The following is a 15,933-nucleotide window of genomic DNA, read 5'->3' on the forward strand; positions in this document are numbered from 1 at the left end:
GAAATAATGCTTTTCCCTAAAAGTTCAATTGAATAGAATCAAGCGCGTTCTCTTCTTCCTCATTGCTTCCGCTCAATCCGATATGTTCGATTAGAATGCTTGGCTGTTCCAAAATCTCCGATAGGATGTGTAAGTAGTCGTTTGATAAAACCTCGATTCTGCTTTTCTTAAACAGTTTTTTCGAATATTCAAACAGTCCGTGATAGTTGTCGCGGTCCGCCTGAATCGACAAGGTCAAATCGAATTTGGCAACCGGATGATGAAATGGATACGGCTTGAGTTGAAGGGAATCGAAAGTCAATTCAGCATGATCAAGATTTTGCAGCACAAACATCGTATCGAATAAAGGATTGCGGCTTGAATCTTTTGGAAGATGCAGATGCTGAATTAATTCTTCCAATGGATAGTCTTGATTTTTATAGGCGTTCAGCATGTTTTCTTTTACTTCATTTAAGTAGGCATCAAATGTTTTACGGCCCGCCGGGTGATTGCGAATGACTAACGTATTGACGAACATTCCCACGACCGGCTCTACATCCAAATGAGTCCGCCCGGCAGATGGCGTTCCTACGATAATATCTTCTTGTCCGCTGTATTTGGATAAAAGAATCGTATAGGCTGCCAATAAAATCATATACAGTGTTGCTCCTGTGTCTTCTTCCATTTGGCTTAAACGCTGTTTCAAGTGTTCGGGTATAAGAAATTCAAATGATTCGCCTTCGTAATCGCGTATGGCAGGTCGCTCATAATCCGCAGGCATATCCAGTACAGGAATATCACCGTGAAACTGATCCAGCCAATACGCTTCCTGGCTCTTGATGTTCCGTTTCTGAAGGTCCGATTGCTGCCAAACTGCAAAGTCTTTATATTGAATAGAGAGCGGGCCCGGTTTGTTCCCCTCGTAGATTCGGCTTAAATCTTTCATCAGAATATTGACGGACACGCCGTCAGAAATGATATGATGCATATCAACCACAAGCACGTGCCGCGCAGGTTCAATTTCAATCAGTCCGGCCCGCATCAGCGGCGGTTTGGCTAAGTCAAACGCTTTGATGAAATCAAGCACACGGTCTTCCGCTTCTTCTTCGCTTGCTTGAATCCGTTCTATCGTAAAGTCGACGTTCTGATGAATACGCTGTGCCGGCTCGCCTTCATATAAATCAAAGCTGGTCCGCAACGCTTCATGACGCGCGATTAATTTTCGGAAAGCGGCGTTTAACCGTTCGGGATCGATCGTCCCTTCCACATTCATGGCACCCGTCATATTGTAAGTCAGTTCGCCGCCTTCTGTGTGACTTAACAAATACATCCGCCTCTGAGCTGAAGAAACCGGATAATATGGCATTTCCTTTGCAGCCGGAATCGGTACATATCGATTTTTGTCCATGTGTAACGCCTTGTCAGCCAATTGTTCAATGGTAGGAAACTTGAATATGTCTTTGAGAGACAGATTCACATCCAGCTCTTTGTGAATTCTGGCGGCTAAGGCAGCCGCTCGGATGGAGTTGCCTCCGAGATCAAAGAAATTATGTTTGATCCCCGCATGGCTTATTCCGAGCACTTCCTTCCATAAATCTGTCAGTTTGGACTCCGTCTCATTACCCGGCGGAACATATTCAGCTGTCTGCTGCAGACTCGATTCCGGTGCAGGCAGTGCCTTACGGTTTATTTTCCCGTTGGACGTTAACGGCATATGCTCCAGACGGACAAAATAGGACGGAACCATGTAGTCCGGAAGCTTCGATGACAATTGTTCCCTAAGCTGCGCAGCCGCTATAGGCTTGTCGCTTACGTAATACGCGCATAATTGTTTTAAGCCGTCTTTTTCTTCTTTCACTGTAACCGCGGCTTTTTGCACCGCTTCCGCATTATGCATCGCTGCTTCAATTTCACCAAGCTCGATTCGGTGTCCCCTGATTTTGACTTGTTCATCAACGCGCCCAATATATACGAGATTTCCGTCCTTCAATCGCTTAGCCAAATCCCCTGATTTGTACATCTTCGCTCCCGGGACATACGGGTTTTCAACAAATTTCTCTGCCGTTAAACCCGGGCGGTTCCAATACCCTCTGGCAACACCCGGTCCGCTGATATATATTTCGCCGATTACCCCGATCGGAACCAGGTTTCTGCTTGCATTGGCCACATAAATATCCGTGTTGGCAGCCGGAGTGCCGATCGGTACAAATTCCCGCTTGTCCCGTTCTGCGTCGAACTGATAAATCATACATCCGACGACAGCTTCCGTCGGTCCGTATTCATTGAAAATGTCCAGCCGGCCTTTAAACTGCTCGCTGACACTTTTGGCCAGACGGGTGCTTAAATTTTCTCCGCCGACAATCATTTTCCGTATTGCGGTGCCGCCAGCGATATTCATCTCCTTGATGACGTGCAGATGTGCCGGGGTCAATTTGATCATGTCTATTCTTGAGTCCCGCATAATCTCAGAAAGCACAGCGCTTTTATCTTCGCCGTCAAAGACAATGATGGTATTTCCCGTAACCAGCGGTGTAAATATCGAGGTCACAGTCAGATCGAAAGAGATGGAAGAGTATAATGGGAAGTTGGTTTTCTCACCTCTTACATAAACCTCTTTCGCCCACCAAATATAATCAGCCAGTCCCTGATGCTCAATGAGTACACCTTTTGGGTTTCCCGTCGAACCTGACGTATAGATCATATAGGCCAAATCATGCACATCGCTGTCCGATTCAAGATTCGAGTGATCCTCATGGTATGAGTTTTCCTCATCCAAAAGCACAATGTCACCATCATACGGTAATTGATCCAGCAGGCTGCGCTGTGTCAACACAACCTCCGCCCTTGAATCTCTCAGCATATATTGGATCCGATCTTCCGGATATTCAGGATCAATGGGCACGTATGCGCCGCCGGCTTTCAGAACAGCCAAAATTCCGACAATCAGCTCGATCCGATGCGGGCAGATGATGGCAACGAATTGATCCGCTTGTACGCCTTTTGTCCGTAACGTCCGCGCCAATCGGTTCGCCCGTTCATTGAGCTGTCTGTACGTATACCGCTCATTGCCAAAAATAACGGCTTCATGATCGGGACTCTGTTCCGCCTGCATTTCAAACCACCGATATACCGTTTCCTTATGCGGATACGGCGTCTTTGTGCCATTACACTCCGTCAGCAGTTGATGCCGTTCGGTTTCAGACAGCATAGGAACGGAAGACAATGTCATCTCCGGCTGCTCAACAAGGCTGTTTAAAATGGCGGTATAGTGTCTGGTGATCTGTTCAATGGTGTCTTTTGTGAATCGTCCCGGTTTATAATCAAAATGCATCTCTATCTGTTGACCGGCATCTTCGATCGTGAGCATCAAATCATATAAAGAGACCCCTGGATTTCGTTCTTTCACTTTAAAAGTACATTCATTGTGCCGGATTTCATGAAATTCAATGTTTTGAAACACAAACATCGTGTTAAACAGAGACTTTCCGGTTGTTTCCCGCTGCACATTTAATTTCTCCACAAGCCGGTCGAATGGATAGTCTTGGTTTTCGAAAGCGTCAAGCGTCTGCCGCTTTACTTCTTCCAGATAATCCGTAAACGTTCTATTGGCGTGCGGCTTCGTCCGGATTCCGATGGTTTGTATGAAAATACCGATGATTTTTTCGATATCCGGATGATTTCTTCCTGAAGCAGGCGTGCCTACGACAATGTCTTCTTGTCCCGTATATTTATGAAGCAGCACATTATAGGCGGCCAGAAGCACTGTATAGAGAGTCGTTTCCGCCTTTTGCGCCAAGTCTTGAAGCGAACGGATGACATCAGGCTGTAAGGAGCATGTCACACGCTGTCCCTCAGAAGACCGTTCTGCCGCTTTGGAACCGTCTGTCGGAAGGTCAAGGATGGGAATTTCGTCTTGAAATTGTTCCAGCCAATATGTCTCCTGCCGCTTCATGGCATCGTCATTCAGCCGTTGGTTTTGCCATTCTGCGAAATCTTTATATTCAAATTCAATGTCCGGTAATGGTTTCTGATGATATAAAGCCAGCAATTCATTTGTAAGGATGTTGACGGAATAACCGTCCGAAATGATATGATGCATATCGATGAGCAGTTCGGCCTGCTCGTTTTCAATCTTGATCAGCTCCGCACGAATTAACGGAGCTTGATCCAGACGGAACGGTTTTACAAACCGGTCTGAATAGGCATCAAATTCGTCCCGGCTCATTGTCCGGACATGAACGTTAAAATCAACTTCGTTTTCAAGTTTCTGAACGATATCGCCATCTATAATGTCGAAATACGTGCGAAACGCTTCGTGCCGCTGCATCACTTGTTGAAGAGATGAGATCAGGGCCTGCTCATCGTACTTCCCTGTTATTGATATGTGGCCGAACATATTTTGCGCCAGCTGATCCGGTTCCAGTTGGTGCAGGAAATATACTCTTTGCTGTGCCGGCGATGTCGGGTAATACGCTTTTTTCTCGGCAGCCTTCATTGGGAGGTGTACGACTTTCGTTTCGTTCTGAATGAAACGTGCTAATTCCTTAACAGTCTGGTGATTGAAAAATTGTCCGATGGAAACCTTTTGATGAAATGTCTTCTGAACTTTGGAAAGCATAAGCGTCGCCTGGAGTGAGTTTCCTCCCAGAGCCAGAAAGCGATCTGATCTGCCAACCCGTTCAAGGCCGAAAAGTTCCTCCCAAATCCGCGCCAGCTGCCGCTCCGTTTCATTTACCGGCGCCTCATAGGCTTCAGTAAAATTTGCCGTATTGCTTCCTATTGAAGAGACCCGCTTCTGGTGATCGGCGTAAAGTGCTTGTAAAGCATGCTGTTCTTCATCGGAAAACATTATCATGGCGTTAAGAGGGATTGAATCTCCCTCAACCATTTTTTGCAGCAATTTTGTAAAACCCGCTCCCCACTTTTTCATGATTTCCGGACTGATGACGTTCGTATTAAAGTCGAAATCAAGAACATATTCTTGATGCGCGTCTGTTATGTTCAGAAATAAATCGTACAGGGTGCATTTTACCGGGTATGCAACGGGCTCCGCTTCAGCCTTTCCGAAATGCAGTTTTCGAAAAGGCCTGTCTAAATTAAAGATAATACGCATATCCGGCACTTGATCGTGCGGAAGCTCTCTGGCCACCACTGTCATCGGGACGGCTTGGTGCCGCATTGCAAGATTCACGCTTTCTTTCATACTGCCAAGATAACCGGATAAAGTGCTTTCTGAAGAAGACGTGTTCTTCACCGGAATCATATTGACGCAATTTCCAATCAGATCATGCTGTTTCATATGCGATTGACCTGCTGCGGGGACCCCGATCACAAGGCCTGACTGTTTGGTAAGCCGGTGCAGAAAAAGATGAAATGCACCCAGCATCGTCACAAATACGCTATTTTTCATCTGAATGCTTAATGACCTTAAAGCCTCGCTCAATGGCCGTCCAAGCCTGACGGTACACCGGTCTCCCTCATACCCGTTCGGATAACGGACAGAAGCTGTGCTCGGCAGAATTGGCTGCTGTATCGGTTCAGAGAAATGACGCCGCCAATAACGGACCCCTTCTTCATACTGGCCGCTGTCAATCTGTGCCTGCTGCCAGTCTAAGTATTGGCGAAACGAAACATCTGCCTCTTTCGGTGAAATCGGTTTTCCTTGTACGATTGCCGCGTAGTTGCTCTCCAGTTCTTGAACAAAAACGGCGATTGACCATCCATCGGCAATGATGTGATGGAACGTGAGCACAATCAGATGTTCATTGTGAGCCGATGTAAGCACATGGATCCTAAACAAAGGCTTTTGTTCATGGAAATGAAACGGCCGCTTGGCATCTTCTGTCAGCCATTTTTGGATTTCCGGCTCCCGATGTTCATGCGGGAGACCGGTAAAATCAATGACAGGTATATCTATATTCATCCGTTCCTGCACTTGCTGCACCTCGTCATCGGGATGAATCACCGTACGTAAAGCTTCATGACGGTCAACGATATGCCGGACGGCTTGTTTTAATGGTGTATGCTGCAGTTCGCCCTTCACTTTCAGCATAATGGACTGGTTTAAAGCGGCGGAAGCTTCATTCCCGTAATGGGATGCCATAACCAACTGCTTTTGTTCAGGTGAAAGCTCGCGCGTCCCGGACTTTTTACGGCCTCCGCCATCAGGGGAATCCGGGCCTTCCGGAATAAATCCGCCTCGGCGAAGATCCTCCACCGTGTCTTTCACCGCTTGAATAATATTTTCGATATCATCCGCGGTATGCGCCGAAGACAAGAAGCAGTTGCGTCCCTCCCATACATAGACCCCTTTATAGTTGAGATGGTAAAAGAACAAGTCATTATCAAGCGATGAGACAAACCGGAATAAAGAACCGAATCGAACCATGCGGATAGGCACTTGCGCTTGTTCGAAGCAGCGATTCAGCTCATCGACCAGGTAGGCTGTTTTTTGATTAAGCTGCTCATACAGATGTTCTCCTTCGGTTTGTAAATGGCGAAGGACGGCTAATGACATCCTCATGGTAAGCGGGTGAGTATTGAAGGTGCCGGCCACAAACGTGCGTTTCGCCTCGTCTTGCGGGTAGGAATCGTCCCCATACTGCCAGGTACCCCCGTCGATCGCATTCATGAACTCAGCTTTTCCGGCAACTACCCCTAACGGCTGTCCGCCGCCGATGATTTTTCCGTAGGTCACTAAATCAGCCTGAATGCCGAACCATTCCTGTGCGCCGCCGAGACCGATCCGAAATCCGGTAATAATTTCATCCATAATCAGAGCTGTTCCGGATTGCTGCGTGATCGCCCGCAATTCTTTCAAAAATGCCTGCGGCTGCAAATCCGGTCTGCGGCTTTGTACCGGCTCCACCAGTACGGCTGCCAATTCATCACCAAGACTGCGGATCACGTCCAGCGAATCGGGATTGTTGTAATGTAAAATAATCAAATCATCCATAAAGCTCTGCGGTATGCCCGGAGCCAGCGGATTCGCAGACGCAGCCCCGCCTTTTGTGCCGGCTACCCCTAATACGCCGTCAAACGTGCCGTGATAAGATCCCGAGAACGCCACAACTTTCTTTCTTCCTGTTGCCGCCCGCGCCAAACGCAGGGCAACCATGACGGCCTCTGTTCCGGAATTATAGAAAGCGACCCTTTCCACTCCGGTACATGTGCGGATCCGGTCGGCAACTTCACCGGCGACATCTGACATCGGGCCGAGCGGAGGCAATGATGAACGGGTTGAATCATCGATAACCTGTGTAATAAAGGAAGGATGATGCCCGAACAGGTTAACCCCGAATCCCATGGTGATATCGATATATTCATTTCCGTCAATATCCCACATTTTAGAACCGTCAGAACGTTCGGCGATAATCGGGTATACGATTTCCTTCCAATACGAACGGAAGCTGGACAAATTGCGGTTGTTTGCATGAGCAAGTCGGGTGTTGTCCGTATATTGTTTGGAACCTTTCGTTTTATCTGCGTATTTCTTGATGAAGTCTTCTAAGTATTGTTTTTGCCGTGCGGTATAGTGTCCCTGATCATTCAGGTTCTGAGGCTGGAAAGGAACATAGGGTTTCGCTTCTTGAGCCGCTTTCTGTTCTGCAGTGACGGTCGGAGGCCCCTGCTTGACAGAAGGAATTGATTTCTCTCGCGCTTTAGCATATTCTTTCTCATCGGAATGATGTCCGCTGTTTCTCAACAAATTAAAGCTATTTAATTGAGCTTGCAAGGTATCCTGAATTAATTGATTCTGAGAAGCGATTATTTTTTCGAGCATATGCTCTTGATGACCTTCTCTGCGATCCGATTCAGGCTGTGCTTCTGAAATGACCTGTATTTCCTGCGCCGGAACATTCTCTTGAGGGGGAGCGGATGCAAAGGACGATGGAACGGTCTCAGCCAAGTAATCTATGACACTTTGAAGGTTGTTCATCGTATCAAAAAAACGATCCATCGGGATGTCTACCCCAAATTCGTCCGCAATGGCTTTTTTGACCTGTGACAGCATGATAGAATCCATTCCGAGCCCGATAAAATGAGCATTCAGATCGAGTTCCTCCACTCTGATCCCTGAAGCGTTGCTGATTACAGTTTTCAGGAAGGATTCAATGTGCGCTTTCAATTGATTGATATTCAATGCTGCTCCTCCTTTCTTTTCGCTCTCGTTTAAGCGCAATTGGTCAGCTTCAGCCCAGCATCGGTTCCGTTCAAACGGATACAGGGGCAATGGCGTCTTTTGTACAGTTTCACCGGAATAAAGCGCGCGCCAATCGATAACGGCTCCTTGCACAAATAATTCGGCTGCGCGATGCAGCCATGTGATCCGTTCATCTTGCGTACGTAAACGCTGCTTAATCAGAGCGGCTGCTTGTTGATTCAGCTCTTCTTTATGAGCAGGCAGCATTTCCTTCATATTCTTGTAACCGATGTATACACCGGGAAGGTTTCTGTCTCCCTGAATCAGGCGGGTTAGCTTATCCGATAGTTCTTGTTTACCGGATACAATCATGGCAATGCCATGATCCAAATGAGCCCTGCCCGTACTTGCTGTATAGCAAATGGACTTTAATGAAGCTTGGCTGTCACCCGATACATATTGCAAGTACTGCTGTGCGAGTTCATAGAGTGATTTTTCAGTATGAGCGGATAAAACAAACAGGTGCGGCCCATGTTCATCCTCGGGTGCATACTCACTTTGAGAAATATATTCTTCCAATACCACATGAGCGTTTGTTCCGCTAAAACCAAATGAGCTGACTCCGCCTCGCAGCGGCTCATCACCGGATGTGAACGCTGCAGCTTCCTGGTTTACGTAAAATGGTGAAGAGTGAAAATGAATGAGCGGATTAGGTTCATTAAAGTGCGCTAACGGCGGATTTTTCTTGTGATTCAGCATGAGGACAGATTTGATCAGCCCGACGATGCCTGCCGCTTCAAACAAATGACCGATGTTCGATTTAACAGAACCAATCGCACAAAATTGTTTTTTTGCCGTATACTTTTCAAACGCTTTACAAAGCCCATTAAATTCAACCGGATCGCCGAGCTTCGTTCCGGTGCCATGCGCTTCAATGAAAGACAGTGTTTCAGGAGCAATGCCCGCGTCTTTCCAAGCCGTCTCAATGACTTCAGTCTGAGCTGCCGGATTCGGTGCTGTAATCCCGGCGGTTGTTCCGTCTTGATTCAGCGCGCTTCCCTTGATTACGCCGTAAATATGGTCTCCGTCGCGAACAGCATCCTGCAAAGGTTTTAGCAAGACTGCGGCCGCGCCTTCACCTGTGCCCGTGCCGTCTGAATCTTTGCTGAACGTTTTCGTGTACCCGTCCGAAGATTCCATATCAAGCCCGATACAGATCGGCAAGAGCGATGTCCGGATACCGCCGGCAAGAGCCATTTCACAATCGCCGGATATTAAAGATTTGCATGCCATATGAACAGCGGCAAGCGATGAGGAGCATGCCGTATCCACTGTGACCGACGGCCCTTTTAAATTTAAGAAATAAGCGATTCGGCTGGCTAACACGGAAGGAAGATTGCCCACGATATATTGATGAAGCTCCTCCGGATAATTCGCAGAAAGAAGACGTTCATAATCGTAGCCCACCTTCGAGTACCCTGCATATACCCCGACACGGCTCCCGTTCATGCTGCCGCCGGCATAGCCCGCATCTTCAATCGCATGCCATGCAGACTGCAAAAACAGTCTTTGGTTAGGGTCCATAAACTGAGCCGCTTTAGGAGCTAAACCGAAGAACGAATAATCAAAGCGGTCGATTTCATCTAAATAGCCGCCCTTCACAAACTGACTCTCATTGAACTCGCTTTGGATGGATTTTAAATAATCCGCCGCATCTTTCAGCCGGGATTCGGGGTATTCTCGAATGCTGTGCTCACCTTTTTCAAGCAGATTCCAAAAATCACTTTTCGTTGATGCTCCCGGGACATTGAGCGACATCCCGATAATGGCGATATCTTTCGGTGTCACATGGCTTGGTTTCGCTGCCGCGTCCTGCTTGATTTCAGCCCGGCTTTCAGACAGATATGCCGCTAAATCAGTGATAGAAGGATACGTAAAGAGATCTGAAACGGCAAGCTCGCGTCCGAATTTCTGTTCTATGCGCTCGGCAATCTGCGATAACTGTAATGAATTTGCTCCCATATCAAAATAACTGTCAGCGAGGTGAACCTTTTTCCCGTTGAGCACATCGGAAAAGATAGACAGCAATTCCGTTTCTATCTCATGAATGGGTGTCTGTCCGGATGTTTCCGGACTGCTCTCCAAACATTCATTGATGGCGGCAGACTCTGTTGAAAAATTCCCTGCCTCATACTGTCTGGCAAGTTCGTAGCGTTTAACCTTTCCGCTGGTTGTTTTAGGGAGTTTTCGGATCGGAAGGACTTCTTTTATGCTCCAGCCGCCCCGCTTGTACAAATGCTTTTTTATCTCTTTGACAAGCGGTGCGAATTTTTCAGGTGATTTTTTGTAAACAACAAAGAGCACAATTTCTCCGCTTTGCGTCTTTTGATCATATACACCGCAGGCGGCAACCCTTCCTAAGTCAACCTCTTCCATTTCAATCGCGACCCGTTCAATATCGTGCGGGTAGATATTTTTTCCGTTCACGAAAATAATGTCCTTTTCTCTTCCGGTTACGACTAAGTTACCACTTTCACTAATGAATCCGAGGTCTCCCGTTTTTACCCAGCCGTCAGAAGTCAGCGCTTTTTCCGTACTCTCTGGGTTGTTATAATACCCTTGCGTTACATTGTCTCCTTTGATCTGGATATGGCCGATGATTCCGTCTTCTACTCTTTCATTTGTTTCATCGGAGATCCGAAGCTGACAATAGTCAATAGGTTGTCCCACCTCGACGAATGAAGCGCAATTTTGGTCCTCTTTGCTGACTTTTACAGCTCTTTCACCAAGATTTAAATAGTCACGATGCAAATAAACGGGAACGAATTCTTCACCTAATTTAGAGAATGCTGCGCCGACCGACGCTTCCGCTAAACCGTAAACATTCAAAATGGCGGATCTTTTCAGATTGAATGCTGCGCATCTTTTCAAAAATTCGTCACAGAGCTCCGGCAATATCGGTTCTGCACCGTTTGCGATGACCTTGATGTGGGATAAATCCCAGTCTGGTTCGTTTTTCAGAAATTTAAGGAAGTAGTTGTATCCGAAATTAGGAGAGGATAGAATACTGGCTTTATGTTCATGAGCTTTTTTCATCCAAAGAATAGGTCTGCGAATAAATAACTCTGTAGGCATCAGATTTTGATTGATTCCGGTTATGAAGGGAACAAGGTGGCAGGCGATGAGCCCCATATCATGCGTTAAGGGCATCCATGATAAGAAAGAGTCTTTCGAATGAACGTGTAGGGCAGTCCCAATGGCACACGTGTTATGTATTAAGTTGTGATGCGTTAACATGACTCCTTTTGGATCTCCTGTCGATCCGGAAGAAAATTGGATAAAGGCGAGTTCATCCGCATCAGGTTCATAAAATGAAGCGGGGTAATCGTAGGTTTGATCTTGAATGACGTCAGATTTTTCGTTTAATTGATGATGGAAATCCTGTAAATCGTGTTCTGCAGCGTATTTCTTTATTTTGTCCAATACTTTTTCAGAGGCAATCAGAAAGGGATGATTTAATATATTCCAAATGCGCCAGACCTTCAGTTTATGGTCATCATCTTCTCCGATACTGACCGGAACCGGGATCATTCCTCCTAATATACAAGCCCAAAAAGCAACGACAAATGATTTGTTTTCTTGGATTTGAAATACAATTTCCTGCTTCGGCTTAATGCCGAGATGCTGTAAATAGCCAAGATACCCTTGCGCCTCTTCAAACAATTGGCGATAAGAGACAACCGTCTCGTTTTTATCGGATTCGATAAAACGGATCCCGCGATCAGAGATATTGCTTCTTTCCCGAATGACATCTACTAAGGTTTGGAATTGACTGGTATACATAGGTCCCCTCCTGGGCGCTTTATTTTAAAATCCGCAATTCTTCCCAATCCGGAAGCTGTTTAGCCTCGCAAATTAATTTGCATAAATGGATCGAATGTTCGAGTTCTTGTTCTGAAAGCACGTCTTCATGCCTTTTCATTCTCTCTTTCAGCTCTTGGATTTGCGTAAATAATGACGTCGTCATATTGGAATAAGCCGCTGAATCCTTGTTGTAATTTCGCGCAATGACGGATTGAATCATCAATTTATTCAGTTGTTTTTTGCGTAAACGGACAATATGTTTCTTTCTTTCCGCTGAATTGGAAAGCAAGTGAACATCAGATGTCTGTCCTAAGGGATAAGGTACAATGTGATTCGTTGTTTTTCTCAGCAGACCGGCTAAGACATTGTTCGGACCCATTTCGATAACTTCTGTGACTCCATGTAAAAGCAAATAATGCATCGATTCTGTCCATCTAACCGGCATCGTCATGTGCTGCTTGAGATGTTCGCTGATCGAATTTCCGCTGCTGTAAGGGCGCGCGGTGACATTTGAAATGATCGGCCATGCGGCATCCCGGAAAGAATACCGGTGTAAAACAGTCTGGAATTGTTCGGAGGCTGATCGTATCATCGAACTGTGAAAAGGCGCACTGACATTCAAATAAGTGTATGCCGCACCCTTTTCCTCCGCCATCTTGATGACACGTTCCACAGCTTGCCGGTGTCCGGAAATCACATGCTGCTGTTCTGAATTCATGCAGGCTACACCTGCCGGAAAGTCTTCCGTCGATACTTTCGAACATATTTCCTGCAACGTTTGGAGAGAGAGCTGTGTCACGGCGGCCATCGTCCCCTGCTGATGGGGATCCGCATTTTGCATAAGAATTCCCCGCTCCCTTACAAGTGTAACGGCATCCTGAAAAGAAAGGGCGCCGGCACAGACAAGCGCTGAATATTCGCCTAAGCTATGGCCTGCCAGGAAGCGGGGCTCCACCCCTATTTCCTGCATATACACTTGAAAAGCAATCACACTGACCGTTAAAATAGCGGGCTGCGCGTTCATTGTCTTTGTCAATTCATTCATATCTCCGTTAAAACACAGTTTTTTTACATCCAAGGAGATCGCATCGCTCGCTTCTTCAAACAATCTCTTTGCGAGCACAAAATCATTCCAAAATTGTTTGCCCATTCCTACAAATTGAGACCCTTGTCCAGGAAATAAAAAGGCAAGATTGTTCATGAGATTCCTCCGATCATATTGAGCAAAAATACAATATCCTACAAATTATCCCTTTATCTAACATCCTAGCATGATTATAACAAATGTGTATAGAATACTTTCGGAGGAGTTATTGTTCGTTTTCACAAACGAATTAGATATATTTATTCATAAAATAAAACATGGGGATTTCACCGAAAATCAGTCTTAAAGAGAGATGATGAAAGCCGGGGTGGAGCCTGTTACCGGCTCTTCTTCACTTAGGTCGCGCTCTTCATGTTTCATATGTTTTAGGGCTATTGGCATTATTGTGTCAGAAATTACATATTTTCTGTTTATTGTAAAAATCCATTTGTATATCTGTGAAGGATTGTAAACTGATGGCGCTTGATTATAAATGCGGTGCAAGAGATGGATCTGGATGGGGAAAATCCGCAAGGACGAAATACGCCGCAGAACATGCGAATGACCCTGCCCGGATACCGATTGACGCAGTAAATTGGCCTTTTGACTGAACAAGGTTTTCAGGCATAAAAAAACAGCCGTTCAGAGCGGCTGTTTTTAAAAAAATATAAGAACTATTGAGCGGTATACCCGCCATCCATGACTACGGCCTGACCTGTGACCCCTTTTGCTTTGTCGCTGGCCAAAAATACGGCGTAATCAGCGATTTCTTTCACTGACAGCAGCCGTTGTTGGGGAACGAGCGGAAAGATGACGTCCTCAAGCACCCGTTCGTACGGTACATTCCTTGTTGCGGAAATGTCCTTTAACTGATTGCGGACAAGCTGAGTGTCCACATATCCCGGACAAAGCGCATTGACGGTAATGCCGTCAGCCGCGCCTTCAAGTGCGCCGACTTTCGTTAAACCGATGACGCCGTGCTTGGCGCTGTTATATGCCGCTTTCCCGTGAAAACCGATCAGCCCGTTGACAGACGCCATATTAATGATTCGACCGAATTGCTGTTTTTTCATAATGGGGAATGCATGCTTCATTGCGATAAATGGCGCAGTCAGCATGAGACGAATGAGCCGTTCAAACTGTTCGGTGGGAAATTTCTCGATGGGCGCGACATACTGAATGCCCGCATTATTCACAAGGATATCGAGGCGCCCGAATTGTTTCTCGACCGTCTGCAGCATGTCGGCCACTTGCTTTTCATTTGTTACATCGCATGTGATGCTGACTGCTTCACAGCCTTCTTCTTTCAGTCTTGCCGCCGCTTCTTTCCCCGCTTGTTCGTTTATATCAGAGATGATGACGGCTGCTCCTTCACGGGCGAATTCTTTTGCGATTTCAAGCCCGATTCCTCCGGCTGCTCCTGTTACAACGGCTGTTTTTTCAATAAGCAATGAATGCATGACGGCACCTCCTTATTTTGGTCTGACCCCGTTTTTTAACGACTGGCTGACAGTAAAATGACCTTCTGTTTTCTCAAAGACCTCCTCCATTGTTACACCTTCCTGCAGTTCGGTGAGCGTCATACGGCCATCATGAAAATCGAATACAGCCAAATCTGTGATCAGCCGATCGACCACCTGCCTGCCGGTTAAAGGCAGCGTACATTCCGTTCTCACTTTAGATTCCCCATATTTATTAACGTGCTCCATAATGACAATAATCCGTTTTGCTCCGTGGACCAAGTCCATGGCGCCGCCCATTCCTTTGATCATTTTTCCTGGGATCATCCAGTTCGCCAAATCTCCCCGTTCGGACACTTCCATCCCGCCGAGGATCGCTACATCAATGTGGCCGCCGCGAATCATGGCAAAGGATTCGGCACTGTCAAAATACGAGGCTCCCTTTACTTCGGTGATGGTTTCTTTTCCCGCGTTGATCAGATCGGGGTCCTCCGTTCCTTCCGCCGGATAAGGCCCGATCCCGAGCAAGCCGTTTTCAGACTGAAGCAGGACGTTATAATCATTCGGTATCTCATTGGCTACAAGCGTCGGCATCCCTATCCCCAAGTTCACATTCATTCCGTCCTTAATTTCTTTTACAGCCCGTTTGATCATTCGTTTTCTGCTATCTCTCATTCTGTCAGCCTCCTTTATCATGCTTGCCGGACGGTGCGGCGCTCAATCCGTTTTTCATGAATCCCGCCGAGCAGCACGTGCTGCACAAAAATACCCGGCGTATGAATTTGATCCGGATCAAGCTCTCCGGCATCGACGATTTCTTCAGCCTCTGCAATCGTCACTTTGCCTGCCATTGCAGCAAGCGGATTGAAATTTCTCGCCGTCTTTCTGAACATCAGGTTGCCCAGAGGATCGGCTTTCCAGGCCTTTACGATGGCGGCGTTCCCTGTAATCCCCTTCTCCAGAAGATAGGTGCGTCCGTCAAATGTCTTATGTTCTTTTCCCTCGGCTACTGATGTTCCGACGCCCGCAGGTGTGTAAAACGCCGGAATGCCCGCCCCTCCCGCGCGAATTCTTTCTGCGAGCGTTCCTTGGGGCACCAATTCGACTTCCAGCTCTCCGCTTAAAAACTGCCGTTCAAAGGTTTTGTTTTCTCCCACATAGGATGCGACCATTTTTTTGATCTGCCGGTTTGCAAGCAAGAGGCCTAACCCCCAATCATCAACACCGCAGTTATTACTGACAACGGTCAAGTTTTTTACGCCGCTGTCCCTGATCGCGAGAATTAATTGTTCCGGAATGCCGCACAGGCCGAAGCCTCCTGCGATGAGGGTGTCTCCGTCCTTGATCAGTGCAGCAGCATCTTGATAAGAGTCCATCACTTTTCCTTTTCCCATATTCGTTTC

General features: G+C 46.8%; 5 protein-coding genes. All 5 read right to left on the reverse strand.

From position 1 onward, the window contains the following. Positions 1 to 16 precede the first annotated feature (16 nt). Positions 17 to 11,965 (reverse strand): bacillomycin D hybrid PKS/NRPS BamA, encoded by an 11,949-nt coding sequence (gene bamA / locus NYE68_RS10940; protein WP_324635800.1) that lies wholly within the window; start codon positions 11,963 to 11,965, stop codon positions 17 to 19. Between the two features lie 19 nt (positions 11,966 to 11,984). Next, positions 11,985 to 13,187, reverse strand: a complete 1,203-nt coding sequence (bamD, locus tag NYE68_RS10945; protein ID WP_254003784.1) for a bacillomycin D biosynthesis malonyl-CoA transacylase BamD — start codon at positions 13,185 to 13,187, stop codon at positions 11,985 to 11,987. Positions 13,188 to 13,744: 557 nt separating this feature from the next. After that, on the reverse strand, positions 13,745 to 14,530 hold the full coding sequence (locus NYE68_RS10950) for a 3-hydroxybutyrate dehydrogenase (protein ID WP_229041381.1): 786 nt from the start codon (positions 14,528 to 14,530) through the stop codon (positions 13,745 to 13,747). Between the two features lie 12 nt (positions 14,531 to 14,542). Next, the gene (locus tag NYE68_RS10955; RefSeq protein ID WP_007410136.1) at positions 14,543 to 15,205 is read right to left on the reverse strand and encodes a CoA transferase subunit B; all 663 of its coding nucleotides are present in this window, start codon (positions 15,203 to 15,205) and stop codon (positions 14,543 to 14,545) included. Positions 15,206 to 15,222: 17 nt separating this feature from the next. Further along, a complete protein-coding gene (locus NYE68_RS10960; RefSeq protein ID WP_007410135.1) occupies positions 15,223 to 15,924 on the reverse strand; it encodes a CoA transferase subunit A in 702 nt (233 codons plus the stop codon). Between the last annotated feature and the right edge of the window lie 9 nt (positions 15,925 to 15,933).

The sequence above is a fragment of the Bacillus sp. FSL R5-0447 genome (assembly GCF_038606125.1).
Taxonomy (GTDB): Bacteria; Bacillota; Bacilli; order Bacillales; family Bacillaceae; genus Bacillus; species Bacillus velezensis.

What these genes read in the sequence shown, in the direction of transcription:
- bamA (WP_324635800.1), bottom strand. Translation starts at nt 11,965, where the DNA reads ATGTATACCAGTCAATTCCAAACCTTAGTAGATGTCATTCGGGAAAGA.
- bamD (WP_254003784.1), bottom strand. Translation starts at nt 13,187, where the DNA reads ATGAACAATCTTGCCTTTTTATTTCCTGGACAAGGGTCTCAATTTGTA.
- NYE68_RS10950 (WP_229041381.1), bottom strand. Translation starts at nt 14,530, where the DNA reads ATGCATTCATTGCTTATTGAAAAAACAGCCGTTGTAACAGGAGCAGCC.
- NYE68_RS10955 (WP_007410136.1), bottom strand. Translation starts at nt 15,205, where the DNA reads ATGAGAGATAGCAGAAAACGAATGATCAAACGGGCTGTAAAAGAAATT.
- NYE68_RS10960 (WP_007410135.1), bottom strand. Translation starts at nt 15,924, where the DNA reads ATGGGAAAAGGAAAAGTGATGGACTCTTATCAAGATGCTGCTGCACTG.